The organism is Listeria welshimeri serovar 6b str. SLCC5334, assembly GCF_000060285.1.
Lineage (GTDB): Bacteria > Bacillota > Bacilli > Lactobacillales > Listeriaceae > Listeria > Listeria welshimeri.
On sequence record NC_008555.1, the window covers coordinates 1613783 to 1640353 of the forward strand.

A 26571-nucleotide genomic window follows, 5' to 3' on the forward strand; every position below is an offset into this window, starting at 1 on the left:
TTCATAAAAAAACAGGATTTCTATTGTACTAATAGAAATCCTTGTTTTATGGCTTTATTCGATATCATCTACACTTACTTTTGATTCATAAGCTTTTTCGACTTTTTTAAATGCACCGGTTTCTACTTTTTCAAGTGCTGTTACAGCAATTTCAAGTGCTTTTTTATATTGATAATCGTTGTAAAAATGATTTTCAGCTTGAACTAGCTCATCTGCCAATTCCTTGTTACGTAAACGGTAACGATTTGCATACTGGATTACATGCTCCACAAGTCGAACATTCTCCATCATTTCTTCCGCTTTTTCTGTTAAATGATTTAAATCTTCTTCAGCAATGCGCCAATCTTGAGTGACAGCTTTCATGTTTAAAGGTTTTTCTTCTAAACGCTTTTCCAGCGCATCAATAGATTCTCCCATATGCTCACGAAGCGATAAATACTCTTCAGGAAGTCCCGGCAAGCGTTCACGTTCCATCTTCCGGTCAAGCGTTACAATGGCGCGTCTCATTCGTTCTGCATCATCACGCGCTTCTAATTCATCTTTACGAAGCGAACGTAATTCTTCCGCAAATTTATCTTGTTCAGCACCAATGCTAATTAAAGCTGCATCAATTTCTTTTAGTGTATCTTGCGCAGCTGAATAAGCAATTTCTCCACTAGCAATAAGGGCAGTTAATTGTTCAAAGTTTTCCTTCGCTTCACTTAATTTGGCACTAGTTTTAAGATAAACCGCTAAATCATCCTCAGCAACATGATATGTTTGTTTTACTTCAGTAATTTGTTCCGCTAAGGCATCTGATACTGTATTTTGACGTTGTAATTTATCTGATGTAGGACTATGATTTTCTTTAACAAAATGACGAGCTTCTGCTTCATGCTCAAGTGTGTCATAAAACAAGTCAATTTCGTTATGTAATTCTTCTATACCTTGTTCTGCTTCATCTAAATCAAGGTTAATTACATTTCGTTTCATTTTGTCGATTTGCGTTTTCATGCGAGTAATTTCTTTGTCCAGTTCCATCTGTGCTAAATAATAACCTTTACGAACCATTTCTTCATAACCAGCACGAAGTTTGTTCATTTCTTCTGGTAAAATGGTATCTGTTTCATGAAGAAGAGACGGAATTCTTTCCATTTGTGCTTCGATAACTTTCATTTCCTTCTGCACAATTAAGACAATTTCGCGAGCTTCTAAATGATCGCCTTGATCAGTTAATAAGTCATAACGATTCAAGTTTTCAGCAAGTTCATCAAGTTTGGTTTCTACATAAGGAAGTGTATCCCCTAGTTTAAACCCTCTCGTTAAAACTTCACGACGCAGTTCCGCAAATTTTTCTTTTGTCATCCGACTTTCTTTGGCGTTTTTCTCTTCACTGATAAGTAATTCTTTTAATCCGCCAAGAATTTGGTCCATTTGTTTCTCGATTACAACGAGCATTTGCTCAATATCATTTTCAACATATGTAGCAGAACGGAATTTATAACGATCTGTGTTCATTTCAGCTTCTAATAATACTTCTTCTAAATCTGGAAATAATCTTGTTTCAATCTCATCCCAGGATGAACGCCAAGATTCAAAAAGCGCTTCTGTTTGTCCAGTTAGTTTTAATTTTTTCACTTTTGAAAGTTCGTCAATAACCGGCCGCTCTCTGAGTTTAATCTTTGTCTCTTCTAACTCGTTTATTCTTTGGTAATGTTTCCTTTTTAGTATGTAGCCTGCACTAATAATTGCAATTACTACGATAATAAAGCCGATTAACATGTAGTACATCCAAAATCCTCCCATCAACGTTAACTTGTGAAAGAAAAACAGCTATTTTAGTGCTGCTCATACATCGTTTCAATTATGTACATCTTTCCTTATGTAGTATATTTTATTCCTCATTTTCAGTTCATTATACACATCTTTTATTTTACCACGATTTGGTTAGAATTACTTGCGTTTAGCGAAAAAAAATTCAAAGTAGTTAAAATCCGCTCTTTGATGAAACAAAATTCCCGAAATCCCTTGTCGTTCATGCTATACTAAAGACATTATTCAAAAAGAAATGTGGGGATAAAAAATGATTGAAATTCAAAAAATGACTGGTACAAAAGAAGAAAATTATGCGCTTGCTTTTAAACAAGTGCAAGCAATGATTGCCGGCGAACCAAATTTAATTGCAAATTTAAGCAATGTTTCTTCTATATTAAATCAAGCACTTTCTGATATTAATTGGGTAGGCTTTTATTTACTAGAAAAAGAAACAAACCAATTAGTGCTCGGTCCATTCCAAGGATTACCTGCATGTATTCGTATTCCACTCGGTAAAGGCGTTTGCGGTTCTGCTGCCTCCGAAGAAAAAACCTATATAGTAGAAAATGTCCACGATTTCCCTGGACATATCGCATGTGATGCCGCCTCTAATTCAGAAATCGTTTTACCAATTGTAAAAAATGAACAGTTACTTGGTGTCCTTGATATTGATAGTCCCCTCTTTAATCGTTTTGATAAAGTCGATCAAATGTGGTTAGAAAAAATTCGTGATGCCATTACGCTAGAATTACCTAACGAAATCAATTGACAAGCCACTAGTAATTATACTATACTGGAAGATGTGTAAAATGCAGCTTGAGTAAAATGAATGAGTGTGTTGTTTACCCCCAGATTTAATTCTGTGGTATATCGCGTAACCGGCGGCTGCTATGGTGATGGTATATGAAGGTAAACTGCCCTGATTTGGTTTTACGTCACGTTTGTTTTATACCAAAAACAAATAAAAGGAGGAGTCTCTTATGGCTCGTTATACAGGTCCAAGCTGGAAAGTTTCCCGTCGTTTAGGAATTTCACTTTCTGGAACAGGTAAAGAATTAGAGCGTCGTCCGTATGCTCCAGGTCAACACGGCCCAACTCAACGTAAAAAAATCTCAGAATATGGTTTGCAACAAGCTGAAAAGCAAAAATTGCGTCATATGTATGGATTAACTGAACGTCAATTCAAAAACACGTTCAACAAAGCTGGTAAATTACAAGGTAAACATGGTGAGAACTTCATGATCTTACTAGAACAACGCCTTGATAACATCGTTTACCGTCTTGGTCTTGCTCGCACTCGTCGTGCAGCTCGCCAACTCGTAAACCATGGCCACATTACTGTAGATGGCAAACGCGTAGATATCCCTTCTTACCAAGTTTCTGTTGGTCAAGTGATCTCTGTTCGTGAAAAATCTGCTAAAAACTCTGCAATCGCTGAAAGCCTAGACGTTTCAAGCTTCGTGCCTGAGTACGTAACTTTCGATGCAGAAACTCTTACTGGTTCACTTAATCGTATTCCAGAACGTTCTGAACTTGCTGCTGAAATCAACGAAGCATTTATCGTAGAATTCTACAGCCGTTAATTAGAGCTAAAAACCTTACAATTCATGACTTCGGTTGTGATTGTAGGGTTTTTTTATGCACAAAAAAGCACTCGCCAAAAAAATATTGAATAGAACTACGACCAAATTCTGTTATAAACAGAAGGGTACTGTCGTTTAAATATGCATTCAATACTTTTTTCTATATCATCCTCATATTGGACCCATTAAAATACGCCTCTAAGTTAGATTAAAAAATCTAACTTTAGAGGCGGACTACAACTCGGATGTTCTTTCTTGTATTATCAACTACACTTTAGTTTGTACTACGACGCTTTAGCAACTTCACTAACAACATAATAATAAGTATAGGCACGAGTACAATTATTGTTTGCATTGCACCTAATATTAGAGCTCCAATAATAGTTGATATATTCGCATCATTAATTAGCATAATATCCATAAAACTAAGCATTATAAAAAGTAACATAGCTACAATTAAAATAGTTTTTTTCATTAATTTGTTCTCCCTCTCCTACGCACTTATCGAACTACAGATGACTTACTCACCTTGCCCAAATGATTACATTCCAGATTTACTCGAATATATTTCTCCTCCACTACAAGTCCATTTCCTTTATATTTTAAGCCCGATTTAGCGGTAGCTTGTTGATATACTACTCTTTTCTTGATACTCGGTTTTTGTACACCATTTTTTTATTATGCACTGACCAAACAACACCAGAAATACCATTCACTTTAACATAGTTTTCTGTAGTTTGTGCAGTCACCTTAGCACCATTATAAGTGAACTTGGCGCCAATACCAGCAGTGAACAATTTATTACCTGAAACCTTAGCATACACAGTACGTGTATGTCGAGCTGATACTGTTTTTGACGAAGCAGCATATACTTTCTTACCAAAAAAAAACCGTTTCACCAAAATCTTTAATACTTGAAACGATAGATTCATTTGAATCTTCTTCTCTTAATAACTTTTCCTCTTCTGATGTCGCTTCGTTTTCATTTGACATTTCAGTTGCGTCTAGCATAACTTCTGTATCATTGATAATATATGCATCAATAAATCTGGTGAATCTTCAGAATTACCTATCTTATTAGCAATAGCATTCTCATTACTGGCTAAATACTCCTTAACAATCTTTTCCCATTATCATCCGCACTTTTCAGTTCATCAACTAGCTGTTTCTAATATGCTGATTCTTCCTTTATTTCTTTTTTAGTAAGATTCAACTTTTTATTATATTATTTATATATATCTTTTACATTATATTAATAACATTTAAATTACAAGTCGTTCATATAAAATTGTTAAATTAATTATAATAAAAACCTTACAATTCATGACTTCGGTTGTGATTGTAGGGTTTTTTTATGCACAAAAAAAGCACTCGCCTTTAAAAACGAGTGCTTTTCTTCTTATTTATAAGAAACTAAGAAGTATTTTTTCTTCCCACGTCTTACAATTGTAAATTTATTTTCAATCCGGTCACTTGCATCAATTACTTTTTCTACGTTTTGCTGACGTTCACCGTTAATGTAGATTGCTCCGTTAGTTACATCTTCGCGAGCTTGGCGTTTTGATGGCTCGATCCCAAGTGATACCAACCAATCTACTAAGTTTACTTCCGCGTCTTCCGCGACAAATGTTGGAACATCTTTGAAACCTTGTTCAATTTCATCCGCAGTTAAAGCTGTTACATCTCCACTGAATAATGCTTTTGAAATTTTAAGCGCTTGTTCTAATGCTTCTTCACTATGCACAAATTTAGTCATTTCAGCAGCTAATGTTTTTTGTGCAGCTCGTAAATGTGGTTCTTCTTCCACTTTTTTCGCTAATTCATCAATCTCTGTTTCCGTCAAAAATGTAAAGTATTTCAAGTATTTCACTACATCCCGATCATCTGTGTTAATCCAAAATTGGTAAAATTCATATGGTGTTGTTTTCTCTGGATTTAACCAAATCGCGCCACCTTCTGATTTACCAAATTTCGTGCCATCTGCTTTAGTTAATAGTGGAATTGTTAGCCCGAAAGCTTTGGCATTTTCACCTTGTTTTTTACGAATCAAGTCAAGTCCAGCAGTAATATTCCCCCACTGGTCACTACCACCAATTTGCAAACGACAATCATTAAATTCATATAAATGATTAAAGTCCATCGCTTGTAAAATTTGGTAAGCAAACTCTGTAAAAGAAATTCCTACTTCTAAACGACTAGCAACAATATCTTTGGAAAGCATTGTATTTACATTGAATTCTTTTCCATAATCACGCAAGAAATCTAGAATGCTTACATCTTTTGTCCAATCATAGTTATTTACCATGCTAGCTGCGGAATCACCCTCAAAGTCAAAGATTTTCCCAAGCTGCACACGTAAGCTTTCCACATTTCTGCTAATTTGTTCCATTGATTGTAACTTCCGCTCTTCTTTTTTACCACTTGGATCCCCTATCGTTCCTGTCGCTCCACCAACTAAAATAATCGGACGGTGCCCAGCATTTTGGAAACGGCGTAAAATCATAAATGGAATTAAATGACCAATATGCATGGAATCTCCAGATGGATCAATCCCGCAGTACAAAGAAATCTGTTTTTCTTCCACCCATTTGCGTAATCCTTCTTCATCTGTTTGCTGGTAAATAGCTCCGCGCCACTCTAATTCATCAATAATATTCATTTTCAATCAAGCTCCTTTTATTTTTGGACATAAAAAACGCCCCTCCGCCAAAAAACTTTAGCGAAGGGACGTATTAATTAACGTGGTACCACCCTACTTTTAGGAAAACTCCTACTTCAAAAAATAACGGCTCAACACCGGCCGCACCATTTTCCTGCGCAGCGTGACTCCGGGATGTAATTCGACTACTTATCTCTACTAGTTTTCACCAACCACTAGCTCTCTAAAAATAAGAATAAGCAACTACTTCGTCCGTTCATAGTCATTTTCAATATGAAAAGTATACTTACATTTATAACATACCGTCAAAAATGCTGTCAACTTATTTTTTTTCTTTGGTTGTCCCACGAAGTTTTTCACTATGTGGAAGAATAACTGTTTTTTCGTCTACTTCTTCGTTTGTCATTAATTTTGTTAGTAAACGCATTGCTACTGCACCAATATCATATAAAGGTTGAACAATTGTAGAAAGTTGTGGACGCGACATTAATGTTAATTTAGTGTTGTTACTTGTCATTACTTCAAGTTCTTCTGGTACTTTAATGCCTGCATCCAGTGCCGCATTCAAAATACCAATAGCTAATTCATCATCAGCGACAACAACTGCATTTGGTTTCTTCGTCAAAGCACTTAGTTCAGCCCAAACTTTCACACCAGCATTGTAGTTATATTTTGCTTCAATAATGTAGTCTTCCTCGTATTTAATACCAGCTTCTTCAAGAGCTTCTTTATAACCAGCCAATTTCATTTCACGATTTACAGGCTCGTTTAGAGAACCACTTACAAAAGCGATTTGTTTATGACCATTATTCACAAAACGTTTCACCGCTTCTTTTGTCGCTTGTTTGTAATCAATATTGACAGAAGCTAATTTATTTTCCATATCTACTGCACCCGCTAAAACTACCGGCGCTGGAGAACGATCAAATTCTTCTTGCAATTGTTCCGAAATACGTTCGCCCATATAAATAATACCGTCCACTTGTTTTCCAAGAAGCGTATTTAATACTTGAAGTTCTTTATCCTCATTTTCGTCCGAATTACTAAGGATAATATTATATTTATACATAGTAGCAATATCTTCAATTCCACGTGCTAGTTCTGCATAAAACACGTTAGAAATGTCAGGAATAATTACACCAACAGTAGTCGTACGTTTGCTGGCAAGACCTCTAGCTACAGCATTAGGTCGATAGCCTAATTGATTAATAACATCCAATACTTTTTTTCGTGTTACTGGTTTAACGTTCGGATTACCGTTAACTACCCGCGATACTGTTGCCATAGAAACGTTCGCTTCACGAGCAACATCATAAATTGTTACATTCATCCCTATTCACACTCCATATTCATTATTTTAATGGCTCTATACACCATTTGGAAACGTAATCAAACTAGCCTTCCTTTAATAATACGACAACTTTTTTCGATATGCAATTGTTTTCACTTTTTATTTTCATTTATTTTCATATCAAAATGGCATTATAATTATGTTTCCAATGCCTTTTACACATTGATACATTTAATCAAAATAAAAAACCTTGGCGTACCAAGGTTTTTCCATTTATTTTATTTTATGAGGAACTAAATTACTAGCTAAGATGGCATTCCAAAATTCTTCAAACTCTGGAATATCCATTTGTTGCGCAGAATCTGATAAAGCAACCGCTGGATCTGGATGAACCTCTGCCATTACGCCGTCAGCTTCAATTGCTAGAGCAGCTTTAGCACATGGAAGTAATAGATCTTTTCGTCCAGTAGAATGCGTTACATCAACCATAACTGGTAAATGCGTTTCTTTTTTCAAAATCGGAACAGCGGAAATATCTAGTGTATTTCTCGTTGCTTTTTCATATGTGCGAATACCTCGTTCACATAGTATAATTTTGCCATTACCTTGTGACATAATATATTCAGCAGCACCGATAAATTCTTCAATTGTAGCAGATAAACCACGTTTTAGTAAAATCGGTTTATCCACACGACCAGCTGCTTTTAATAACTCGAAGTTTTGCATGTTTCTTGCACCAATTTGAATAACATCTACATAATCAAGCGCCACTTCAATATCTGCTGGCGTTACAATTTCGCTAATAACTGCTAAACCATATTCATCTGAAACACGTTTTAGAATTTTCAAGCCTTCTAAGCCTAATCCTTGGAAGTCATATGGGCTAGTACGAGGTTTAAATGCTCCACCGCGAATAAGTTTTAACCCTTTAGCTTTAATAGATTCAGCAACAGCAGCAACCTGTTCGTAGGATTCCACTGAACAAGGTCCAAAAACAAATACTGGTTCCCCGTTTCCAATCGGTACACCCTTAACAGTAACAATCGTATCTTCTTGTTTGTTTTTTCTAGAAACGAGTAATGCTTTTGAATGATCTTCTTCTTGAAGCTCTAATCCAGCTTTAAAAATTTCTTTAAATAATTTTTGCACTGTACTATCTTCAAAAGGACCTTCATTTGCTGCAAGAATCGTGTTAAGCATTTCTCTTTCACGTAATGGATCAAAACGAAGTGAACCTTGAGTGCCTTTAATTTTACCAATTTCTTGTACCAAATTAGCACGTTTACTAATCAATTCCAGCAAATCAATATTTAATTGATCCACCTCTGTTCTAAGTTCCTCTAAATTTGTGTTAACCATTTTACTTCCACCCTTCTAAAAATCTGCTCCAAGATTATTTCCCATTATAGAGGAAAACAGATGATTTGTCACGAATCCACTTTTATACTTAATCGCTTTTAAGCATTAAAGCGAACAATGTAAAATTAATGTTAACATGTTTTTAAAAAAATTACAAGCACCTATGTATTTTTATATAAAAAAACAGCCCCGAAAGGCTGTTTTGAACCGACCCCCGAAAGTTAGACCAAAAATCTAACTTTTGGAGGTCGGTATTTTTATGGCAAAATATAGTTCTGAATTGAAGTTAAAGATAGTGCAAGAATATCTTGGCAAGAAAGGTGGTTATACCTATCTAGCGAAAAAACATGGTATTAAAACGGTGCAGCAAGTTCAGAAATGGGTGAACGCTTATCAACAATTCGGTATGGAAGGACTTTTACGAAAGCAGAAAAATACACATTATTCTTTTCAAGCGAAGTTAAATGCGATAGAGTTATATCAAACAAGGGAGCTATCCTATCGTGAAATTGCTAACCAAATTGGTCTCAATAATCCTGCATTAATCGCTAGTTGGATGAAAAAATTTCGGGAAGACGGGGTAGATGGGCTCTCCAAAACGAAAGGACGACCACCAAAAATGGATGCTAAAAAAAGAAAGAAATCTGTACAGGATAACCTCACTCAGCTTGAAAAGCTAGAGAAAGAGAATCGCATGTTAAAAATAGAGCTCTCTTATTTAAAGGAGTTGAGGAGGCTGCGTTTAGAGGACGAACGCAAAATGAGCGAATTGCACGAGTCATTCACAGCCTCCGAAGACGCTTCCGATTAACTGAAATCTTAGAAACCCTTCGGTTTCCTAAATCTACCTATATGTATTGGCAAAAGCATTTGAATAGAGAAAATCCGACAGAAGAAGTAGAGAATGAATTAAAAGCTATTCGTCAAGCACATCCTAATTATGGCTATAGACGAATGACACAAGAACTGAAACGTCGCGGCTTCCAAATAAATAAAAAGAAAGTGCAACGCTTAATTCAAAAATTGAGATTACAAGTCCAATCATTCACCCGTAAATCTCGAAAGTATAACTCCTATAGAGGAAATGTAGGGAAAACGGCTAAAAATCTCGTAAAAAGACACTTTTATACTGCTATACCTCATCAAAAGATAACCACAGATACGACAGAGTTTAAATATGTTGAAACAGATTCATCTGGTATACTTCGGCAGAAGAAAATGTATCTAAATCCATTTATGGATTTGTATAACAGCGAAATTATTAGCTATACTATCTCTGAACGCCCTACTGCTCAAGCAATTATGACTGGCCTGGAAGAGTCCATAAAGCAAACGAGTGACTGTCCTTACCGCCGAACTTTTCATTCAGATCAAGGTTGGGCTTATCAAATGACTGCTTATAGTTCCGCCTTAAAAAAACATCGTATTTTTCAAAGTATGTCTCGAAAAGGAAATTGTTTAGATAATTCTCCCATGGAGAATTTCTTCGGTCTTCTCAAGCAAGAAATATATTATGGCAAGATTTATTCTAATTACCATGAGCTGAAGCAAGCTATTAAAAATTATATTCACTATTATAATCAATATCGTATGAAAGAAAAACTTCATTGGCAAAGCCCTATTGAATTTCGAAAAAATCAATTATTAATAGCACAAAAATAGAGTGGAAAAAATCCACTCTACAAATTGTCCAACTTTTGGGGGTCACTACATTTTCCAATTAATATTATTTTACTTCTTTTTTAGCATCAACAGCAATTTTTTTCGCTTCATCGCTACCTTGTTCGAATGCTTTTTTTGACTCTTTTTTTGCTTTTTCTGCTGCTTTTTCTACATCATCCGCAACGCTTTTCGCTTCACTCTTTACTGTTTCTGCTGCTTCTTTTGCGGCTTCTTGATTTTCTTCTTTATTTTGAGTAACAACTTCTTTTACAGCTTTACCTTGTTTAGCAACTGTATCAGCTAATTTACCTGATTTGTCTTTTACTACATCCACAAAACCGCCAGCGGAGTCAACTAATTTATCTTTTGTTCCTTTTGCTACGCCACTGATTTCGATACCTTTTTCGTAAGCAACGTCTTTCCATTGATTACCTTTTTCTTTGATTGTATCTACTTGTGTATTTAAATCTCCACGTAATTCTTTACCTGATTTAGGTGCGAATAGAAGTGCTGCCGCTGAACCAACGATCGCACCAATTAAACCACCGATTAGAAAATCTTTTGTATTAATACCGTCTTTTCCTGCCATTATAAATCCCTCCAAATATATTAGAAATTAGATTGTTCTGCTGCTTCTTTTGCAGCTTCTTTCGCTGCTTTATTCGCTTTCATTTTTTCTCTGAATGAAAGAATCGAATTGCTAATTGAAACAGCTTGAGAAATTCTCGCTTCATTATGTTCTACTTTGTTTGTTGCAAGTGTTGCAAGTTCACGAACAGATTGACTTAATCCTAGTAAAGACGTGCCAATATCACCAACCGCATCAAATACTGGATCAACTTTTGCAACTTTGCCATTTACATCTTCTAGAAGTGTATTGGTTTTATCAAGCAGTTTTTGTGACTCGCCTGTAATTCCTTGTACTTCTACTGTTATCTTTTCTAGCGATTTAGCTACCTCATCCATTGTTTGGGATGTTGATTTTAATGTTTTTCCCAAATAGATTGCAATAACTAAAAGCGCAATTGCGGCAATGAGTGCTGCAATATACAAAATTACTATCATCTATCCACACCTCCATATTCCTTTTTCTATACCCTGAGTATTTCCCTCTAAAACTTTCTTCTCTAATAAATCTATGTACAAAATGTAAAAAAGAAAAGGTATTAGCTTCATTTTAGCAAGTAACTGCTGAAAAATAAACTAATAAGAAAGAAACACGTTAATTTGTTGTAGAAGGTTGCTTTTAGTAGGATTTAGAGTAAAATGGATACAGGCTTCTTTTTTTATGCCTATTTTTAGTTAAAATTTAGGAGGTAACTATATGAGAGATGTAAGAATCGAAAAACTAGCACATAATTTAATCAATTATTCCGTCAAACTTGGCGCTGGTGAAAAAGTACTTATCGAGAACTTTGGTGTTCAAAAAGAATTAGTGATGGCTTTAGTGGAAGAAGCTTACAAAGCTGGCGGATTTCCGTTTGTTTCATTAAAAGAACCACAAATTGACCGTGCAATGATGCTTGGGGCTGACAAAGCACAATATGAAAAAATCGCTGAATTCGAAGGCAATGTGATGAAAGAAATGGATGCTTACATAGGCTTACGAGCTGGAGAAAATATTAATGAAACATCTGATGTACCAGCAGATAAATTAAAAACCCACGGTGAAACAGTTGGTAAAATGCATTCAGATATTCGTGTAAAACAAACAAAATGGGTTGTTCTTCGTTACCCAAGCTCCTCCATGGCGCAACTTGCAAAAATGAGCACAGTTGGTTTTGAAGATTTCTATTTTGATGTATGTAATTTAGATTATGGTAAAATGAGTACCGCAATGGATGGTTTAGTTGAACTTATGAATAAAACCGACAAAGTCCAGTTAATTGGTCCTGGAACAGATTTAACTTTTAGTATTAAAGATATTCCTGCAATTAAATGCGCTGGCGAAATGAATATTCCCGATGGTGAAGTATTTACCGCTCCAGTCCGTGACTCTATCAATGGTACACTCACTTATAATACACCTTCCCCGTATCAAGGCTTTACTTTTGAAAATGTATCATTCACTTTTAAAGATGGAAAAATCGTTAAAGCAACTGCAAATGATACAGATCGTCTTAATAAAGTATTAGATACAGATGAAGGCGCTCGTTTTGTTGGTGAATTTGCTATTGGAGTGAATCCTTTCATTCACGAACCAATGCAAGATATTCTTTTTGATGAAAAAATTGAAGGAAGTTTCCATTTCACTCCAGGTCAATGTTATGATGAAGCCTTCAATGGTAACCAGTCGGCTATTCACTGGGATTTAGTAAATATTCAACGTGCTGATTACGGCGGTGGCGAAATTTACTTTGATGATGTTCTTATTCGTAAAGACGGCATTTTTGTCCTTCCAGAATTAGCTCCTCTTAATCCAGAAAATCTAGTATAAAAAAGACGCTTAGGATCTGATCCTAAGCGTCTTTTACATTTAAACAATTGTTTTTTCACCAGGTTGCCAGTTGATTGGGCAAAGTCCACCAGTTTGCAAGGCCTGCAATACTCTTAAAACTTCATCAACTTCACGACCAATATTGTTATGATGCACCACTTCGTACTGGATTTCTCCTTTTGGATTGATAATGAAGAGTCCGCGTAAAGCAACCCCCTCTTCTTCAATTAATACCCCATAGTCACTTGCTACTTGATGGTTAGTGTCGGCCGCTAATGGATAGTTTAATTTACCAATTCCACCTTCTTTGATAGGTGTATTCGTCCATGCAAGATGGGAATGAATCGTATCAGTTGAAGCTCCAATTATACGCGCATTTAAGGCATCGAATTCATCTGTCCGAGCGGAAATTGCAACGATTTCTGTTGGACAAACAAAGGTAAAGTCCATTGGATAGAAAAAGAGTACTGTCCATTTATCATCTTCTATATTTTTCTCTAGACTTACTTTTCCAAAAGTCTGATTTGGCATAACAGCTTCCATTTCAAATCTTGGAGCTTGTGTGCCTACTAAACGTTCTGCCACTTTTATCCCTCCATTATTCTATGTAGTTGTATTTTGTATCACATAGTATATTCTAATACACCTCTGAAATAGTGTAAAGCTTTATTTATACTAATTATAAATAAGAAAAAAGCATGCCACCTATTTGGCATGCTTCCTTATTAATTAATAGCACTTTTTTTGAAGTCAGATTTTGTTACAACTTCATTATCAAGTACTTTTTCATATGCGGCTTGGAATTTTTGAACATCTCCTGCTCCCATGAATAAAATAACGGCGCCAGGATATTTCAGTAATTCTTCCGTATGCTCTTCTTTAATAATATGATTTCCTTTTGTTTTGTGCGCTAAATCAGCAATGGTTAAATTACCAGTTTTTTCACGGGCTGAACCGAAAATATCACAAAGGTAAACTTCATCTGCTAGGTTTAAGCTATCTGCAAAACCTTGTAAGAATGTGCGTGTCCGTGTAAAAGTATGGGGCTGAAACACAGCAACAACTTTTTTATCTGGATATTTTTGTCTAGCAGCATTCACCGTTGCGCGAATTTCTGATGGATGGTGGGCATAGTCATCAACTAAAACTTGATTGCCTTTTTCCGTAATGCTAAATCTTCTTTTTACACCTTCAAATGTTTTTAATTCTTTTTTTACAGCTTCAACTGGTAAACCTTCATAATCACAAAGAGCAATGACACTTAAGGCATTTAATACATTATGATCTCCGTAAGCTGGGATTTCAAAAGAAGCTAAAAACTCATCACGATGATATACATCGAAACGTGTTCCTGTTGTTTCTTTAATAACATTTTTGGCTTGGAATTCATTTTCTTCATCAAAACCGAAATAAATAATCGGAATATCTAAGGATAATTTGCGTAATTCTTCGTCATCACCCAGAGCAAATACAGCTTTTTTCACTTGTTTGCCTAGTGTTTCAAACGCATTAAATACATCATCCACGCTCTTGAAATAATCTGGATGATCCCAATCAATATTTGTCATAATGGCATAAGTTGGTTTATATGCAAGGAAATGGCGTTGATACTCGCATGCTTCGAGTGCAAAGTATTGGGCATTTTTCGTTCCGCTACCAGTTCCATCACCAATTAAGTAGGAAGTCGGACGAATCGCGCCAACAACATGAGAAAGAAGGCCCGTTGTGGATGTCTTTCCGTGCGAGCCAGTGATAGCAATGCTAGTATAACCATCAATTAATTGACCTAAAAATTTATGGTATCGAATCACTGGAAGACCAAGTTCCAGCGCGCGTTCAATTTCTTCATGTGTATCTGGAAATGCATTCCCAGCAATGATTGTTAGGCCTTCATTGATATTATCTGCCGAAAAAGTCATAATTGGAATTTGTTTTTCTTCCAACGCTTTTTGTGTAAAGAAATATTTATCTACGTCACTACCTTGCACTTGAAAACCTTTATCGTGCAGGATTTGAGCAAGTGCACTCATTCCTGATCCTTTTATTCCAACAAAATGATAGATAGTCATTATTTGAACCCCCATTAATTTATCTTGAAGAGGGTGCCTAAAAAAAACATGTTAACTGTTAAGCACTAAGTCTTAACTTTGAAAACAGTATAGAGCTTCCGTTTTCTAGACATCATCTTACGTTCCAATTGTGTTTTAAGTTATTATTCTTGGTTAGCCAATAATTCACCAGCTTATTATATCACTTTCCATGTAAATAGAAAAATCTTTCACCAAATATAAGATAAATTACTCATGAAAATTGCCATAAAATACAAAACTTATTAGTAATCATGTTAGTTTAGTACTACAAAATTAAGTTTCTTTGTTTCTAAGTTTAGCCAACTGGTCTTTAGTAATAATAACATCTCGTGGCTTGGAACCATTTATTCCAGAAACGATTTGATGATTTTCAAGCGATTCCATTAATCTAGCTGCTCGGTTATACCCTATCCTAAAATGTCTTTGTAATAAAGAGGTGGATGCAGCATTTTGACTTAAAACAAAATCACAAGCTTCCTCAAATAATTCATCGGTGTTTTCTTTAACAGATTCTTTTACAAGTAATTCTTGTTCTTCAAAAATGTAATTCGCCTCGCCTTGACTGCGAACATGGGCAACAACCGCATCGATTTCTTCATCACTCACGAATGTTCCTTGTAAGCGGACTGGTTTGCTTGCACCGCTTGGTAAGAAGAGCATATCCCCTTTTCCAAGAAGTTTCTCAGCACCACTTGCATCAAGGATCGTCCTAGAATCGATTTGCGACGATACAGAGAAAGAAACACGTGTTGGGATGTTCGCTTTAATAAGACCTGTAATAACGTCTACAGATGGTCTCTGTGTGGCTACAATCATATGAATGCCGCATGCACGAGCTTTTTGAGCAATACGACTAATAGATTCTTCTACATCATTTGGCGCAACCATCATTAAATCAGCTAATTCATCAATAACAATTAAAATATAAGGTAATTTTTCTCCAGTATGATCTGGATGACTTGCATACTCATTATATTTTTCCATGTTTCTGACTCCCGTATGACTAAAGAGTTGATAACGACGTTCCATTTCTTCCACAGCCCATTTTAGCGCGACAGTTGCTGCTTTTGCATCAGTAATGACTGGACTTACAAGATGTGGAATACGATTATAAGGTGCTAGTTCGACCATTTTTGGATCAATTAAAAGTAACTTCAATTGATCTGGTGTTGCTTTATACAGCAGGCTCACAAGTAATGAGTTGATGCACACGCTTTTACCTGACCCTGTTGCACCCGCAATTAAACCATGGGGCATTTTTTGCAAATCCGTAATAATGGGTGTTCCTGAAATATCTAGTCCAAGTGCCGCGGTTAGTGGTGAGGCAGAAGACTGAAAAGCTTCTGTGTTCATTAATTCAGAAAGCATAACTGGACGACTCGTTTGATTCGGAATTTCAATACCCACTGTGCTCTTTCCTGGGATTGGTGCTTCAATACGAATATCTTTTGCTGCTAGGCTTAGTTTAATGTCATCTGTTAAATTAGTTATTTTACTCACTTTTACGCCTTTTTCTGGTTGTACTTCAAATCTTGTAACAGCTGGTCCCTGCGTTCTATTTACAACATTTGCCTGAACATTGAAATTTTCTAATGTTTCGTCTAGCATTTCTTGTTGCATTTGTAGCCAGGAATCATCTTCACGTTTCGATACTGGCGGATGAAGCAAACCAAATGACGGAAATTGATAGTCGGTTTGGTTATCTGCTATCACTGTTTTTTCTACTTGTTCGCTAGTTGGTTGTGAGTTATCAGTTTTTATCGTTTTTTCTGGGATGATTTCCGTTGTTTGTTCTTTTTGAAGAGCCTGTTTATCTTTTTTAACCATCATTACGTTAAATGGAATTCTACTTTTTAGCATTTGTTCTTGCCTGTTTGTTTCTACGTGTTGTTTTTTGGCAGACGACGTTGTTGGTTGGTTTGCTTCTTCTTGAATGAGAGTAACGCGTTTCGGTGCTTCTTCAACCGTTTCTACTTCTTCATCGACCAAAATTGGTTCTTCTGCTGCTATTTCCTCTACCCCGACTTCATCTGGATAAGTTTCTTCAATTTGTTTTTCAATTTCAGTATCAAAAGCAATGGTTTCTGCCTCAGCAAATTCAGGTGAATCAACTGGTGGGATAGTTAACTCTTCTTGTATTTCTTCCGCTTGAGAAACAGCAAATTCGAATTTACTTGGACGTTTATTGAATGCATATACCGGAGATGGCACATCAGTTGCCGCAAAAGGACGTTTACGCACTTCTTCTTTTGCGATTGGTTGCTCAGTATTTTGACGTATATTTCTCTTTGGTTGTGTCTGTGATTGTTTTGGTTGGTTTACTGGTTTATCAGGTATTAACGGGAATCGAAATTCACCTTTAGGATATTGATATACCATTTGTGTTTTCACATTTCGTTTTACTGGTTGTAGTTGTTTTTGCTTTGGCATAGTCTTAGATGGCATTGGTCGTTCTTTTCTTATAGTACGTTCTTTTGTTTTAATTGCTGTAACGTTTGATTTCGGCGCCACTTCACTCGCGCGCTCAACTTTCTTTTCTACTTTTTTAGTAGGCGTATTTTCATATGTATCTATTTCCTCGTCCATATCGCCAAAGAAAAAATCTTTAAACCATCCCATTCATTATCACCCTACAATTTAATTTTCTTGTTTGATTTTAACAGACAAAAACAAAATAATCTATGACAAAATTGTGAAATCGTCATTTTTTGAGTCATATTCGTTATAATACCTTGATATTACTGCATTCAAACCTAATATAAGTTTTTATTATACCCTCAAAATTATTCATTTTTTGTACAATTTTATATTAAATTGTGTACAATTGACAATATATTGTTCTACTATATAGGAAGTTTCACAATCTATAATAAATTGCAATAAAAAAACGCCTGAAATAGCATCAGGCGCTAAAAAATAATCATTTATTTAAAAATTAACCGAAAATTCTTCTCCAGGTGTAGCAGTATTTTCTAAAACCAAAATTCCTTTTTCAGTAGGTGCATTAGGAATTGCAAGTTCACGCGCTGCACATACCATACCAAACGAATCTTCTCCTCGTAAATTAGATGGTTTAATGATCAAACCACTTGGCATCACTGCACCAATTTTCGCTACAACAACTTTTTGTCCTGCCTCAATATTCGGGGCACCACAGACAATTTGCAATACTTCTTCTCCTACATTAATCTGACATACATTTAGTTTATCAGCATTAGGATGTTTCTCTTTTGACTCCACATACCCCACTACAAATTTAGGAGATAAATCAGCAACAATTTCAGGTTCGAATCCAGCTTTTTCGATAACTTGATTCATTAACGCAACTAATTCTTCCGTCAATTCCACCTTACCATTCGCAGTAATATCAAAGTATTTTGAGCTGTTAAAAATATTGTATCCAGCTACTTCTTTTGTTTCACGATCAAAAATCCGAGCAACATCAGAACGGCGCTCCCATTCGCGATTTAAAAAAGTAACCTCACCTGTTTCAATTAGCAGAGTGTCCCCTACCCCTTTTTCATTATAAAATGCGTTTACTATCACGTCTTCTACTCCTTTAATCTGTTTTTTGCCATTATAAATATCGGTTCAAGTTTACCATTATTATAGACAAATGGCAAAGAGGTAATCGGTACAAGCCCGTCTGCGAAGAAATCCATTGTCATATGAGCCAAAACATCATAACCTGTATTATCTTGAATATCTCCAATAATTAAAACATCTTGATGCGGTACAGCCAACACCATTTCGCCTGTTAATTTCTCGCGCATATCACGAAGAAAATTGACATTTAACAAACGACTAGCATCATAACCATCATTTGTGCGAACAAAATAAAAATCATTTCCATTAACCGAATCTTTTTTTAACGGAATATCTAACTTGGCTAGATTTTGAAAAGCGAATTCTCTTATTTGTTCTCGCGTTATATTTTCTTTTTCAAGCATACTTTCTTCGATAAACCGATAAGATTTACCTAAGTCAAACGCATAGAAGATTTTTGTTTCCGCAGTATGTTCATCCGCCAATAATCTTTCACCAGTTTTCGTTTCAACGGGAAATGAGGTCGCGCGCACTACTGGGTAAATATTTGATTGATTATTCCGAAGTTCCACCTTACCAGATGCAGCTTGAAAACCTTCTTCTACATAATAGATAATTTTTTCAATTGCCTCATCGCCATCATTTTCATAGTTTGCGATAATCTGCGGAATAGTTAATGTCACCTTTTTCCCATCTTGCGTAATTGAAAGCGTATCATTATCTCGGTTATACGCAAATTGACGATTCGGCGCCTTTAATTCTTTTTCTAGTCGTTCTTTCATTTTTAGCGTTGTCATTTTCGCCATAAGCGCCTCCCCTTCCATAAAACAGCTACTTTTTTAAATAGCAGCTAAAAAATCATTAATTTCTTCTTTTGTTTTTCTATCTTTGCTCACAAAACGACCTACTTCTTCCCCATCCTCAAACACAAGAAAACTAGGAATTCCAAAAATAGCTAAATCCGCACATAAATCAATAAACTCATCACGATCAACATGATAAAAGGTGAAATCCTCATTTTCAGCCTCGATTTCAGGCATAACCGGTTCAATATATTTACAATCTCCACACCAATCTGCACTAAACATAAAAACAGATTTACCTTCAGATTTAATAACGTCAAATTGTTCTACAGATTCCAAATTTTTCATTTTCACATGCTCCTTCTTCTTTCATTCTAGTTAAATCCTAACGGTTAGTGGCACGTTCGTCCAGAATAACGCTCAAGAAAAAAGCCCGGCTCCATTGAAGAGCCAAACTTTTTCACCGTATTTTAGAACGTGCTTTTTTCTTTTCTAAATAATCGTTAATAAAAGCAGCTATTAATGTAATAATCCCCGCTACAAGAGTCGTGATAATCCAGCCAAGTTCCGAATTTCGAAAATACGAAATCCCTACAGCATAGCCTATTAAAAATAATAAACTCGACACTAAAAGCAAGATCCCAACAATCCAAACTGGTTTACCAATTATTTTACGCATTGTTTTTTATTGTTTCAAAAGTCGTTTTGTCCAAACCACGAATAAGCGTTGTAATCATTTCCTTCGCAGCCGCATAATCATCTACGTGTAAAATCGAGTTAGATGAGTGAATATATCGAGCTGGTACACCAATAACCGCACTCGGTATACCACTTAGCGAGGTATGAACTTTACCAGCATCCGTCCCACCAGGCGAAACAAAATATTGGTATGGAATTTTATTTGTTTCAGCTGTGTCTAGTAAAAATTCACGCATACCACGGTGCATAATCATTGTTCGATCAAAGATACGCAATAAAAACCCTTGTCCAATTTGACCGAATTGGGATTTATTTCCCGTTGTATCATTAGCCGGACTCGCATCAAGCGCAAAAAACAGATCCGGTTTGATCATATTCGCACTCACACCAGCCCCGCGCAATCCAACTTCCTCTTGCACGTTCGCTCCAGCAAAAAGTGTATTTGGTAATGGCTCGCCCTTCAATTCTTTCATCAGTTCAATGGCAAGCCCGACACCATAACGATTATCCCATGCTTTTGCCATAATTTTCTTTGGATTCGCAAGTGGTGTAAATTCTGCTACAGGAACGATAAATTGCCCTGGTTTAATACCAATTTTTTCCGCATCCGCTTTATCATCTGCACCGATATCAATAAGCAAGTTTTTCGGATCGGTCGGTTTACTGCGTTCCGCTTCTGATAATAGGTGCGGCGGAACTGAAGCAACTACACCAATTACCGGACCATTCGGCGCCATGATTTGTACTCGCTGTGCTTGTAAAACTTGTGGATTCCATCCGCCAATCGTTTGAAAACGAAGCAGACCGTTATCTGTAATTTGCGTAACCATAAAACCAACTTCATCCATATGAGCCGCAACGAGTACCCGCGGACCATCAGTCGCTCCATGACGCACACCAAAAATACCACCTAAGCCATCTTGAATAATTTCATCGGAAACAGGTTCAAGCTCTTTTCGCATGAATGCACGAATTCTATGTTCATCACCTGAAGTTCCTTGAAGTTCCGTTAATTCTTTAAACATTGCTAGCGTTTCTTTTTCCATTAATAATCATCTCTTTTCGTCTGAAATCTCTTTTATTATAGCAAATAATATCCATCCGCGCTCGCTTCGCTCTTCCTTTTTATCGAAAGCGTGTTCAAAAATCCTTTTATAATCAAAAATTTGTAGTATAATGATTAAAAGAGATGTTCGTAGTAACTTTTACTAAGGCATTTTTTAAAAAGAATAGCAAACACTAGGGAGGAAAAGCGATGAACTGGAAAGCTTTCATTGCAGGCGTTGGAGCAGGAGCAGCGGCTGGACACCTTGTTTATCATTATTTACTTAGCGATAAAACAATTTCTGGAGACGTCATCTTAGAAAGAGTAAAAGATGCCTTCAAACAAGAAGGACCAATTGAAGGGTCATGGATTCAATTAAAAAAACAACATTACAAAAAATTTGCGATTGACACTTTTGTCTATCACGGTGGCATCACTTGCATTCGTGAAGGTGAGAAAAAACAATTCGAATTTATCGCAGACGCTAACACAGGAACAATTATTGATGTTTATTTAGCATAAAAAATTAAAACGACTCCTAATTTTAGGGGTCGTTTCTATTTGCGCCAAAATAAGACTTAATCATATTTTGGCGCAAATTTTTATCGTATAAAACTATCAATTTTCTTTTTAATAACTGTTTCGTCTAATTCGCCTTGCTCGATTAATTCCTTCATTTGTTCTGTGTAAATTAATTTCGCTGCTGCATCCATGGCTTTTTTGACTGCGGCAATTTGCTGCATAATCGTTTCTAAATCGCGTTCATCTTCTGTCATATTTTTTATCGAGCGTACATGGCCTTCTATTTTTGCAAATCTTGTTACTAACGCTTTCTTTTGTCCGTTATCCATATATACCCCCTTATAGTATACCGTTATATAACCCCCTGCCCTGGTTGCTTTTTTGGCTCTAATAAATACTTTACAATCTATATAATAACATAAAATATAAATACCCTCAAAAAAAGAAGTGAAATATCACTTCTTAATTTCGATGTTCTATTTTCAATTCAGATTCAATTTCCCCGTTTTCGGCGATCTTAACTGCGCGAAATCTGGCGTCATGATAAGATAAAAACCAATAATTTTTTCCGAATGTTTGTTTAAAAATTGCTTGTTTTGCGGAGATAGAAGTCATTGGATAATCATCATACGCAGTTACCCATAAAACATTTTGGTGAGCAAATGTCGGAAAAATGTCTGCCATGTGAATCGCTTTTTCATCGTTGGAGTCAAACCAAACAACCGAATGCCCAGCACTATGTCCACCCGTATGTGTCATTTTAACTGCATCACTAAATTGCTTTTCTACTGAAAAAGTGCGAACTTGCCCTTCTATCGCTTGCCAATTTTCTTGCCAATAAGTTGCTTTTGAACGGATGTTCGGATGTCGCATTTCATCCCATTCGATTTCAGAAGTCCATATTTCCGCATTCGGAAAAATAGAGTAATACCCCTCTTTCGAAACGCCTGTTAAACCTAATACATGATCAAAATGCAAATGCGTCATTAGAACATAGTCAATATCTTCTGGCGCAACACCTAGTTCAGCTAAATTTTCTAATACATATGACTCTTCTGTCACGCCATAGTTACGTTTTTGTTTATCTGTAAGACGATTGTTCCCTAGCCCGCTATCAATGAGATAATTTTTCCCTAGGTATTTAAAAAACATTGGATCTGTAACGTTGGCTAATTGATTTTTTTCATTCGCTGGATATTTTTTTGTCCATAAAGGTTTGGGTACAACACCGAACATCGCCCCACCATCAAAATGAGTATATCCTCCTCGTAACCAATATATTTTTATTTCTCCTATTTGAATTGAATCCACTTGTAACGCCTCCAGTTAAAAATAAAAACCAGATGCAGCAATTGCACCTGGTTTATCCTATTTAATTTCTATCAAATTTTGCTTCAAGACGATAGATTGGGAATCCTTTAGCTGAAAATTTTTCTTCGTATTCAGTTTTAATATTTCCTTCGTAATCACTATTATGCAAATCAAGCGAAACAAAAGTTAGTAACATATTATATTCTGAAAAAGCTACTAACGAATATTCGAACAAACTACGATTATCGGTTTTGAAATGAATCTCCCCTGCTTTTGGCAGTAATCGCTCATAAATAGTTAAGAAAGTCGGATTAGTTAATCTACGTTTCGTATGACGTTTTTTCGGCCAAGGATCAGAGAAATTTAAATAAATTTGTGCTATTTCTCCTTTTTCAAAGCATTCTTCAAGTAATTTGGCATCTCTAGCTACAAGGCGCAAATTAGGAACATCTGCTTCTATTGCTTTATCAAGCGCTGAAACTAAGACACTTTCAATCATTTCGATACCAATATAATTAATTTCTGGATTTGCTTTGGCCATGCCACTAATGAATTGACCTTTGCCCGATCCGATTTCGATATGAATTGGGTTATTATTTCCGAACACCTCTTGCCAGCGTCCTTTAAAATCTTCTGGGTTTTTAATGTAAATCGCTGGAAATTCTTCCAAGCGATCTTTTGCCCAAGGTTTATGTTTTACACGCATCTTTCGTTACACCTCATCATCTTCCATTGCATTTTGAAAAATTTGTTTTGCTCGTTCGTATGCTTCTTCTGATTGATTAATCGTAAGTTGCATAACAGTTTGGTAAATTGTATACCATTTTAATTTACGATGTAATTCATTCGTTAATTTAGTTCCATAATGAGAAAGCCAATTATTCCAATCAGCACGTGGCACATATTGATATAATATCATCCCTATGTCATTCGCAGCGTCAGCAAGCATGGCACCGTCCCAATCAACAAGGAATAATTCATTTTCTTCTGATATAATCCAATTATTATGATTCACATCACCGTGACAAACAACATAATCCGTTGTTTCAACAGCTGATACATTTTTTTCTAAATATTGAATCGCATCTAGCATTCCAGTATTGATCTCGTTCTTTGCAGAGATTTCTGCTTTAAGACGAGCCAATAATTGCGTGGCAGAAAAATAACAGTTTTCAATTTTTTCTAGCATATGTTGGAGATTTTCTGAGTGATGAATTTTAGCTAAAAGTTTTGCTACTCTTGGACCAACCATTTCTTCACGTGTTAAAATGTGACAATTAATCCATTTTTGCGCGGTTATAACATCTCCATTTTCTACCCGTCTTGTCCAGATTAATTTAGGAACAATATTCTTGGCAGAAAGCGCTGCTAAAAAAGGCGAAGAATTTCTTTTTAAAAAGAATTTTTCGTCTTCATGTGTTGCAACAAATGCTTGGCCAGTTTCCCCTCCAGCCGGCGCTATGTCATATTCTCTCCCAAAAAAGTTATCTTTCATTTACATGCACACCTTTGATTAGCTCTTTGCAACTTCATTATCCCTCGTATTTCACTTCCGAACAAATTGGTAACTATTCATGATTTTACTTCTCTTAGGCTCTCTCGTCAAGTCAACATATGTTCGTTCTCTTGGTTTTTTTTAATATATTCCTTTTTTCCATAAAAAAAGCCCATTCTCGATGAAAGGAATGGGCTTTTTCTATTTTATGCTTTTTCCGTTTTTGTAACGATTGGGTCCATTGCACTTCTATTTTTTTTGATAAAAAGTGCTAAAATACAAGCTACGACAGAAAGTATTCCCGCTACTAAAAAGGCCGTTTCAATTCCGTGAATAAGCACGTGGTTGGCAATCTCTGTTTTCGTTTTGCCAATCACATCTGCTGGACCAAGATTGTCAGCAAAACTAGCGGCACTTTTGGACATGACCGTAATTAATGCAGCTGTACCAATGGAGCCAGCAACTTGCCTCATTGTATTAAACATCGCCGATCCGTGAGATGCCATTTCTAGTGGTAATGAGTTAAGAGCAGCAGTTTGAAGCGGCATCATAACCATTGCCATACCCGCAGAACGAATCGTTTGGACAATAATAATAAAGGTCAACGTAGTAGATTCATCTAAATTGGTAAACATGAATGTAGAACCTGCCATAATAATTAAACCTACTAAGGATAAATATTTTGCACCAAATCTATCAAACATAACTCCAGTTACAGGAGAAAGCACGGCTGTAACAAGTGCTCCTGGTAGTAGTACTAATCCAGATTCAAGCGGCGAAAATCCTCGAACAGTTTGTAAGAAAATCGGTAATAATAACATCCCTCCAAAAAGTCCCATCACTACAAAGAAACTAATAGCTGTTGTAAGCGCAAAAGTTGTATTTTTGAATACTCTAAAGTTAAGAAGTGGTGCTTTATTGCTTGATTGATAACGAATAAATATTCCAAGTACTACTAAACCAAGAATAATAAATCCAGCTACTTTCCACGTTAACCAATCGTGGTCTCCGGCATTACTAAATCCAAGTAATAAACTACCGAACCCAACCGTCGACATAATAACGCCAAGAATATCGAGTTTCGGGAATGTTCTTTTTCCAACATTTCTAAGTAAGAAAATAGCAACGATAATATCAAGTATTGCAAAAGGAATAATTATGAAGAATAAATTGCGCCAATCATATTCTTGAACAATCCAACCCGAGAGAGTCGGACCAATCGCTGGAGCAAAGTTCATGGCTAAACCAATCAAGCCCATCGCTCGCCCTCTTCGTTCCATCGGGAATAAATTTAATACTACAACAGTTAGAAGTGGCATTACTATCCCAGCACCAACTGCTTGTACCATACGACCTGCAATAAGCATTGTGTAATCTGTTGCAAATCCACCAATCGCTGTACCAATGGCAAATGTAACCATCGCGAATAAATAAAGTTGTCGAGTTGTGAATCGTTCAATTAAAAAAGCGGTCATTGGGATCATGACACCATTCACTAACATAAATCCAGTTGACAACCATTGTCCTTGACTTGCCGTAATTCCAAAATCTTTCATGATGCTTGGTAGCGCGACATTCATCAACGTTTGGTTGAGAATTGTAACAAAGGCGCCCATAAGCATAACTATTAAAATACCGTTACGCTTCACTGATGTACTTGCTGCTTTCATATTCAATCTCGTGCACCTTCCCTTTCTAAAATAGTAATAATCTCTTGATGTACTTCTAGCATTTCTTTTAACTTATCTTCTCCAATTTCTAAAATAGGTTCTAAACGATTGAAAAATACATGATAAGTTTCCGCCGCTTTCGTAGCTCCTTTTTCAGTTAATTCTAAGCTAAGCGCGCGGCGATTGCTCTCATTCCTTGTGCGTTTTAAAAATCCAGCCTTCACTAATCGGTCGACTATGCCAGAAACAGTACTTTTACCTAGTTTCATCCGGTCTGCAAGTTCTCCTAGTGTTAGTTCTGACTCTTTCTGTAATTCTCTAATTGCTAGTAATTGTGTGGTAGTTATTTCTCTGTTTGCTGCTTCTTCCGCTAGTACATGATGTGTCTTTCGTTGCACTTCACGAAAAGAAAAGATAACTTCTTTCACTAACTTTTCGTCCATTAACTTCCCTCCATATTGTTCGCTAGCAAATATTTCGCATACGAACTATTAGCCTTTTGAATTATACACCTTCAAAAAAATTTGTCAATTGCTTAAAACAGTACTTTCACAGCTGAAAGCGGACACAATGAAGTGGTTTCAACGAATAAAAAAGTTATATAA

25 protein-coding genes, 2 pseudogenes and 1 other annotated feature are annotated in these 26571 nt (G+C 36.0%); of the genes and pseudogenes, 5 read left to right on the top strand and 22 right to left on the bottom strand.

Features of this window, described 5'->3' with window-relative positions; translation table 11 throughout:
* Window positions 1-54: 54 nt before the first annotated feature.
* On the bottom strand, window positions 55-1770 hold the full coding sequence (gene ezrA / locus LWE_RS08090) for a septation ring formation regulator EzrA (RefSeq protein ID WP_011702392.1): 1716 nt from the start codon (window positions 1768-1770) through the stop codon (window positions 55-57).
* 292 nt (window positions 1771-2062) lie between these two features.
* Here ezrA and LWE_RS08095 point away from each other — a divergent pair, with 292 nt between their 5' ends.
* A complete protein-coding gene (locus LWE_RS08095; protein WP_011702393.1) occupies window positions 2063-2563 on the top strand; it encodes a GAF domain-containing protein in 501 nt (166 codons plus the stop codon).
* Window positions 2564-2774: 211 nt separating this feature from the next.
* Window positions 2775-3377, top strand: coding sequence for a 30S ribosomal protein S4 (gene rpsD, locus LWE_RS08100; RefSeq protein WP_003747954.1), 603 nt, complete (start codon window positions 2775-2777; stop codon window positions 3375-3377).
* A 274-nt stretch (window positions 3378-3651) separates the two neighbouring features.
* On the opposite strand, the gene LWE_RS08105 is transcribed toward rpsD, so the two are convergent.
* The 5 genes and pseudogenes from LWE_RS08105 to LWE_RS08125 all read right to left on the bottom strand — a co-directional run bounded on the left by LWE_RS08105 (window position 3652) and on the right by LWE_RS08125 (window position 8686).
* Window positions 3652-3852: a hypothetical protein gene (locus LWE_RS08105; protein ID WP_011702394.1), complete on the bottom strand. Its 201-nt coding sequence runs from the start codon at window positions 3850-3852 to the stop codon at window positions 3652-3654.
* Window positions 3853-3878: 26 nt separating this feature from the next.
* Window positions 3879-4590 (bottom strand): annotated as a pseudogene (locus tag LWE_RS08110) (hypothetical protein).
* Between the two features lie 186 nt (window positions 4591-4776).
* Window positions 4777-6036 carry a tyrosine--tRNA ligase gene (gene tyrS, locus LWE_RS08115; RefSeq protein ID WP_011702396.1) on the bottom strand — a complete coding sequence of 420 codons (1260 nt, stop codon included), beginning with the start codon at window positions 6034-6036 and terminating at the stop codon, window positions 4777-4779.
* A 61-nt stretch (window positions 6037-6097) separates the two neighbouring features.
* Window positions 6098-6305: a binding site (T-box leader), on the bottom strand.
* 53 nt (window positions 6306-6358) lie between these two features.
* Complete coding sequence (gene ccpA, locus LWE_RS08120) at window positions 6359-7366, bottom strand: catabolite control protein A (RefSeq protein ID WP_011702397.1); 1008 nt, start codon at window positions 7364-7366, stop codon at window positions 6359-6361.
* A gap of 234 nt (window positions 7367-7600) precedes the next feature.
* Window positions 7601-8686, bottom strand: a complete 1086-nt coding sequence (locus LWE_RS08125; protein WP_011702398.1) for a bifunctional 3-deoxy-7-phosphoheptulonate synthase/chorismate mutase — start codon at window positions 8684-8686, stop codon at window positions 7601-7603.
* Window positions 8687-8945: 259 nt separating this feature from the next.
* Between LWE_RS08125 and LWE_RS14435 the strand changes: the two are divergent.
* A pseudogene (locus LWE_RS14435) lies at window positions 8946-10348 on the top strand (IS3 family transposase).
* Window positions 10349-10412: 64 nt separating this feature from the next.
* Here LWE_RS14435 and LWE_RS08140 read toward each other — a convergent pair.
* Window positions 10413-10937, bottom strand: coding sequence for a YtxH domain-containing protein (locus LWE_RS08140; protein ID WP_011702401.1), 525 nt, complete (start codon window positions 10935-10937; stop codon window positions 10413-10415).
* A gap of 20 nt (window positions 10938-10957) precedes the next feature.
* Window positions 10958-11413 carry a DUF948 domain-containing protein gene (locus LWE_RS08145; protein ID WP_011702402.1) on the bottom strand — a complete coding sequence of 152 codons (456 nt, stop codon included), beginning with the start codon at window positions 11411-11413 and terminating at the stop codon, window positions 10958-10960.
* Window positions 11414-11672: 259 nt separating this feature from the next.
* Here LWE_RS08145 and LWE_RS08150 point away from each other — a divergent pair, with 259 nt between their 5' ends.
* Window positions 11673-12785: a M29 family aminopeptidase T gene (locus LWE_RS08150; RefSeq protein WP_011702403.1), complete on the top strand. Its 1113-nt coding sequence runs from the start codon at window positions 11673-11675 to the stop codon at window positions 12783-12785.
* Window positions 12786-12824: 39 nt separating this feature from the next.
* On the opposite strand, the gene LWE_RS08155 is transcribed toward LWE_RS08150, so the two are convergent.
* From LWE_RS08155 to LWE_RS08190, 8 genes are all read right to left on the bottom strand, one after another.
* The gene (locus tag LWE_RS08155) at window positions 12825-13370 is read right to left on the bottom strand and encodes a peroxiredoxin (protein WP_011702404.1); all 546 of its coding nucleotides are present in this window, start codon (window positions 13368-13370) and stop codon (window positions 12825-12827) included.
* Window positions 13371-13510: 140 nt separating this feature from the next.
* Complete coding sequence (gene murC / locus LWE_RS08160; RefSeq protein WP_011702405.1) at window positions 13511-14854, bottom strand: UDP-N-acetylmuramate--L-alanine ligase; 1344 nt, start codon at window positions 14852-14854, stop codon at window positions 13511-13513.
* Between the two features lie 294 nt (window positions 14855-15148).
* Window positions 15149-17494, bottom strand: a complete 2346-nt coding sequence (locus LWE_RS08165; protein ID WP_011702406.1) for a DNA translocase FtsK — start codon at window positions 17492-17494, stop codon at window positions 15149-15151.
* 309 nt (window positions 17495-17803) lie between these two features.
* A complete protein-coding gene (ytpR, locus tag LWE_RS08170) occupies window positions 17804-18421 on the bottom strand; it encodes a YtpR family tRNA-binding protein (RefSeq protein WP_011702407.1) in 618 nt (205 codons plus the stop codon).
* Between the two features lie 5 nt (window positions 18422-18426).
* The gene (locus LWE_RS08175; protein WP_011702408.1) at window positions 18427-19227 is read right to left on the bottom strand and encodes a DUF1444 domain-containing protein; all 801 of its coding nucleotides are present in this window, start codon (window positions 19225-19227) and stop codon (window positions 18427-18429) included.
* 33 nt (window positions 19228-19260) lie between these two features.
* Complete coding sequence (locus tag LWE_RS08180) at window positions 19261-19572, bottom strand: thioredoxin family protein (RefSeq protein WP_011702409.1); 312 nt, start codon at window positions 19570-19572, stop codon at window positions 19261-19263.
* 112 nt (window positions 19573-19684) lie between these two features.
* Window positions 19685-19903 (bottom strand): hypothetical protein, encoded by a 219-nt coding sequence (locus LWE_RS08185; protein WP_011702410.1) that lies wholly within the window; start codon window positions 19901-19903, stop codon window positions 19685-19687.
* Entirely contained in the window at window positions 19896-20969 is a 1074-nt protein-coding gene (locus tag LWE_RS08190) for a M42 family metallopeptidase (RefSeq protein WP_011702411.1), read from the bottom strand. The genes LWE_RS08185 and LWE_RS08190 overlap by 8 nt, the downstream gene beginning before the upstream one ends.
* A 209-nt stretch (window positions 20970-21178) precedes the next feature.
* Between LWE_RS08190 and LWE_RS08195 the strand changes: the two genes are divergently transcribed.
* Window positions 21179-21490, top strand: a complete 312-nt coding sequence (locus tag LWE_RS08195; protein ID WP_011702412.1) for a PepSY domain-containing protein — start codon at window positions 21179-21181, stop codon at window positions 21488-21490.
* A gap of 80 nt (window positions 21491-21570) precedes the next feature.
* Here LWE_RS08195 and LWE_RS08200 read toward each other — a convergent pair whose 3' ends face one another.
* The 6 genes from LWE_RS08200 to LWE_RS08225 all read right to left on the bottom strand — a co-directional run bounded on the left by LWE_RS08200 (window position 21571) and on the right by LWE_RS08225 (window position 26409).
* Window positions 21571-21819, bottom strand: coding sequence for a metal-sensitive transcriptional regulator (locus tag LWE_RS08200; protein ID WP_011702413.1), 249 nt, complete (start codon window positions 21817-21819; stop codon window positions 21571-21573).
* 133 nt (window positions 21820-21952) lie between these two features.
* A complete protein-coding gene (locus LWE_RS08205; protein WP_011702414.1) occupies window positions 21953-22801 on the bottom strand; it encodes a YtnP family quorum-quenching lactonase in 849 nt (282 codons plus the stop codon).
* 61 nt (window positions 22802-22862) lie between these two features.
* Complete coding sequence (trmB, locus tag LWE_RS08210; RefSeq protein ID WP_011702415.1) at window positions 22863-23507, bottom strand: tRNA (guanosine(46)-N7)-methyltransferase TrmB; 645 nt, start codon at window positions 23505-23507, stop codon at window positions 22863-22865.
* Between the two features lie 6 nt (window positions 23508-23513).
* Window positions 23514-24296, bottom strand: coding sequence for a phosphotransferase family protein (locus tag LWE_RS08215; protein WP_011702416.1), 783 nt, complete (start codon window positions 24294-24296; stop codon window positions 23514-23516).
* Window positions 24297-24502: 206 nt separating this feature from the next.
* Window positions 24503-25972 carry a multidrug efflux MFS transporter MdrM gene (mdrM, locus tag LWE_RS08220; protein ID WP_011702417.1) on the bottom strand — a complete coding sequence of 490 codons (1470 nt, stop codon included), beginning with the start codon at window positions 25970-25972 and terminating at the stop codon, window positions 24503-24505.
* Complete coding sequence (locus tag LWE_RS08225; protein ID WP_011702418.1) at window positions 25969-26409, bottom strand: MarR family winged helix-turn-helix transcriptional regulator; 441 nt, start codon at window positions 26407-26409, stop codon at window positions 25969-25971. The genes mdrM and LWE_RS08225 overlap by 4 nt, the downstream gene beginning before the upstream one ends.
* Window positions 26410-26571 lie beyond the last annotated feature (162 nt).

What these genes read in the sequence shown, in the direction of transcription:
- ezrA (WP_011702392.1), bottom strand. Translation starts at nt 1,770, where the DNA reads ATGTACTACATGTTAATCGGCTTTATTATCGTAGTAATTGCAATTATT.
- LWE_RS08095 (WP_011702393.1), top strand. Translation starts at nt 2,063, where the DNA reads ATGATTGAAATTCAAAAAATGACTGGTACAAAAGAAGAAAATTATGCG.
- rpsD (WP_003747954.1), top strand. Translation starts at nt 2,775, where the DNA reads ATGGCTCGTTATACAGGTCCAAGCTGGAAAGTTTCCCGTCGTTTAGGA.
- LWE_RS08105 (WP_011702394.1), bottom strand. Translation starts at nt 3,852, where the DNA reads ATGAAAAAAACTATTTTAATTGTAGCTATGTTACTTTTTATAATGCTT.
- tyrS (WP_011702396.1), bottom strand. Translation starts at nt 6,036, where the DNA reads ATGAATATTATTGATGAATTAGAGTGGCGCGGAGCTATTTACCAGCAA.
- ccpA (WP_011702397.1), bottom strand. Translation starts at nt 7,366, where the DNA reads ATGAATGTAACAATTTATGATGTTGCTCGTGAAGCGAACGTTTCTATG.
- LWE_RS08125 (WP_011702398.1), bottom strand. Translation starts at nt 8,686, where the DNA reads ATGGTTAACACAAATTTAGAGGAACTTAGAACAGAGGTGGATCAATTA.
- LWE_RS08140 (WP_011702401.1), bottom strand. Translation starts at nt 10,937, where the DNA reads ATGGCAGGAAAAGACGGTATTAATACAAAAGATTTTCTAATCGGTGGT.
- LWE_RS08145 (WP_011702402.1), bottom strand. Translation starts at nt 11,413, where the DNA reads ATGATAGTAATTTTGTATATTGCAGCACTCATTGCCGCAATTGCGCTT.
- LWE_RS08150 (WP_011702403.1), top strand. Translation starts at nt 11,673, where the DNA reads ATGAGAGATGTAAGAATCGAAAAACTAGCACATAATTTAATCAATTAT.
- murC (WP_011702405.1), bottom strand. Translation starts at nt 14,854, where the DNA reads ATGACTATCTATCATTTTGTTGGAATAAAAGGATCAGGAATGAGTGCA.
- LWE_RS08165 (WP_011702406.1), bottom strand. Translation starts at nt 17,494, where the DNA reads ATGGGATGGTTTAAAGATTTTTTCTTTGGCGATATGGACGAGGAAATA.
- LWE_RS08175 (WP_011702408.1), bottom strand. Translation starts at nt 19,227, where the DNA reads ATGGCGAAAATGACAACGCTAAAAATGAAAGAACGACTAGAAAAAGAA.
- LWE_RS08180 (WP_011702409.1), bottom strand. Translation starts at nt 19,572, where the DNA reads ATGAAAAATTTGGAATCTGTAGAACAATTTGACGTTATTAAATCTGAA.
- LWE_RS08185 (WP_011702410.1), bottom strand. Translation starts at nt 19,903, where the DNA reads ATGCGTAAAATAATTGGTAAACCAGTTTGGATTGTTGGGATCTTGCTT.
- LWE_RS08190 (WP_011702411.1), bottom strand. Translation starts at nt 20,969, where the DNA reads ATGGAAAAAGAAACGCTAGCAATGTTTAAAGAATTAACGGAACTTCAA.
- LWE_RS08195 (WP_011702412.1), top strand. Translation starts at nt 21,179, where the DNA reads ATGAACTGGAAAGCTTTCATTGCAGGCGTTGGAGCAGGAGCAGCGGCT.
- LWE_RS08200 (WP_011702413.1), bottom strand. Translation starts at nt 21,819, where the DNA reads ATGGATAACGGACAAAAGAAAGCGTTAGTAACAAGATTTGCAAAAATA.
- trmB (WP_011702415.1), bottom strand. Translation starts at nt 23,507, where the DNA reads ATGCGTGTAAAACATAAACCTTGGGCAAAAGATCGCTTGGAAGAATTT.
- LWE_RS08215 (WP_011702416.1), bottom strand. Translation starts at nt 24,296, where the DNA reads ATGAAAGATAACTTTTTTGGGAGAGAATATGACATAGCGCCGGCTGGA.
- LWE_RS08225 (WP_011702418.1), bottom strand. Translation starts at nt 26,409, where the DNA reads ATGGACGAAAAGTTAGTGAAAGAAGTTATCTTTTCTTTTCGTGAAGTG.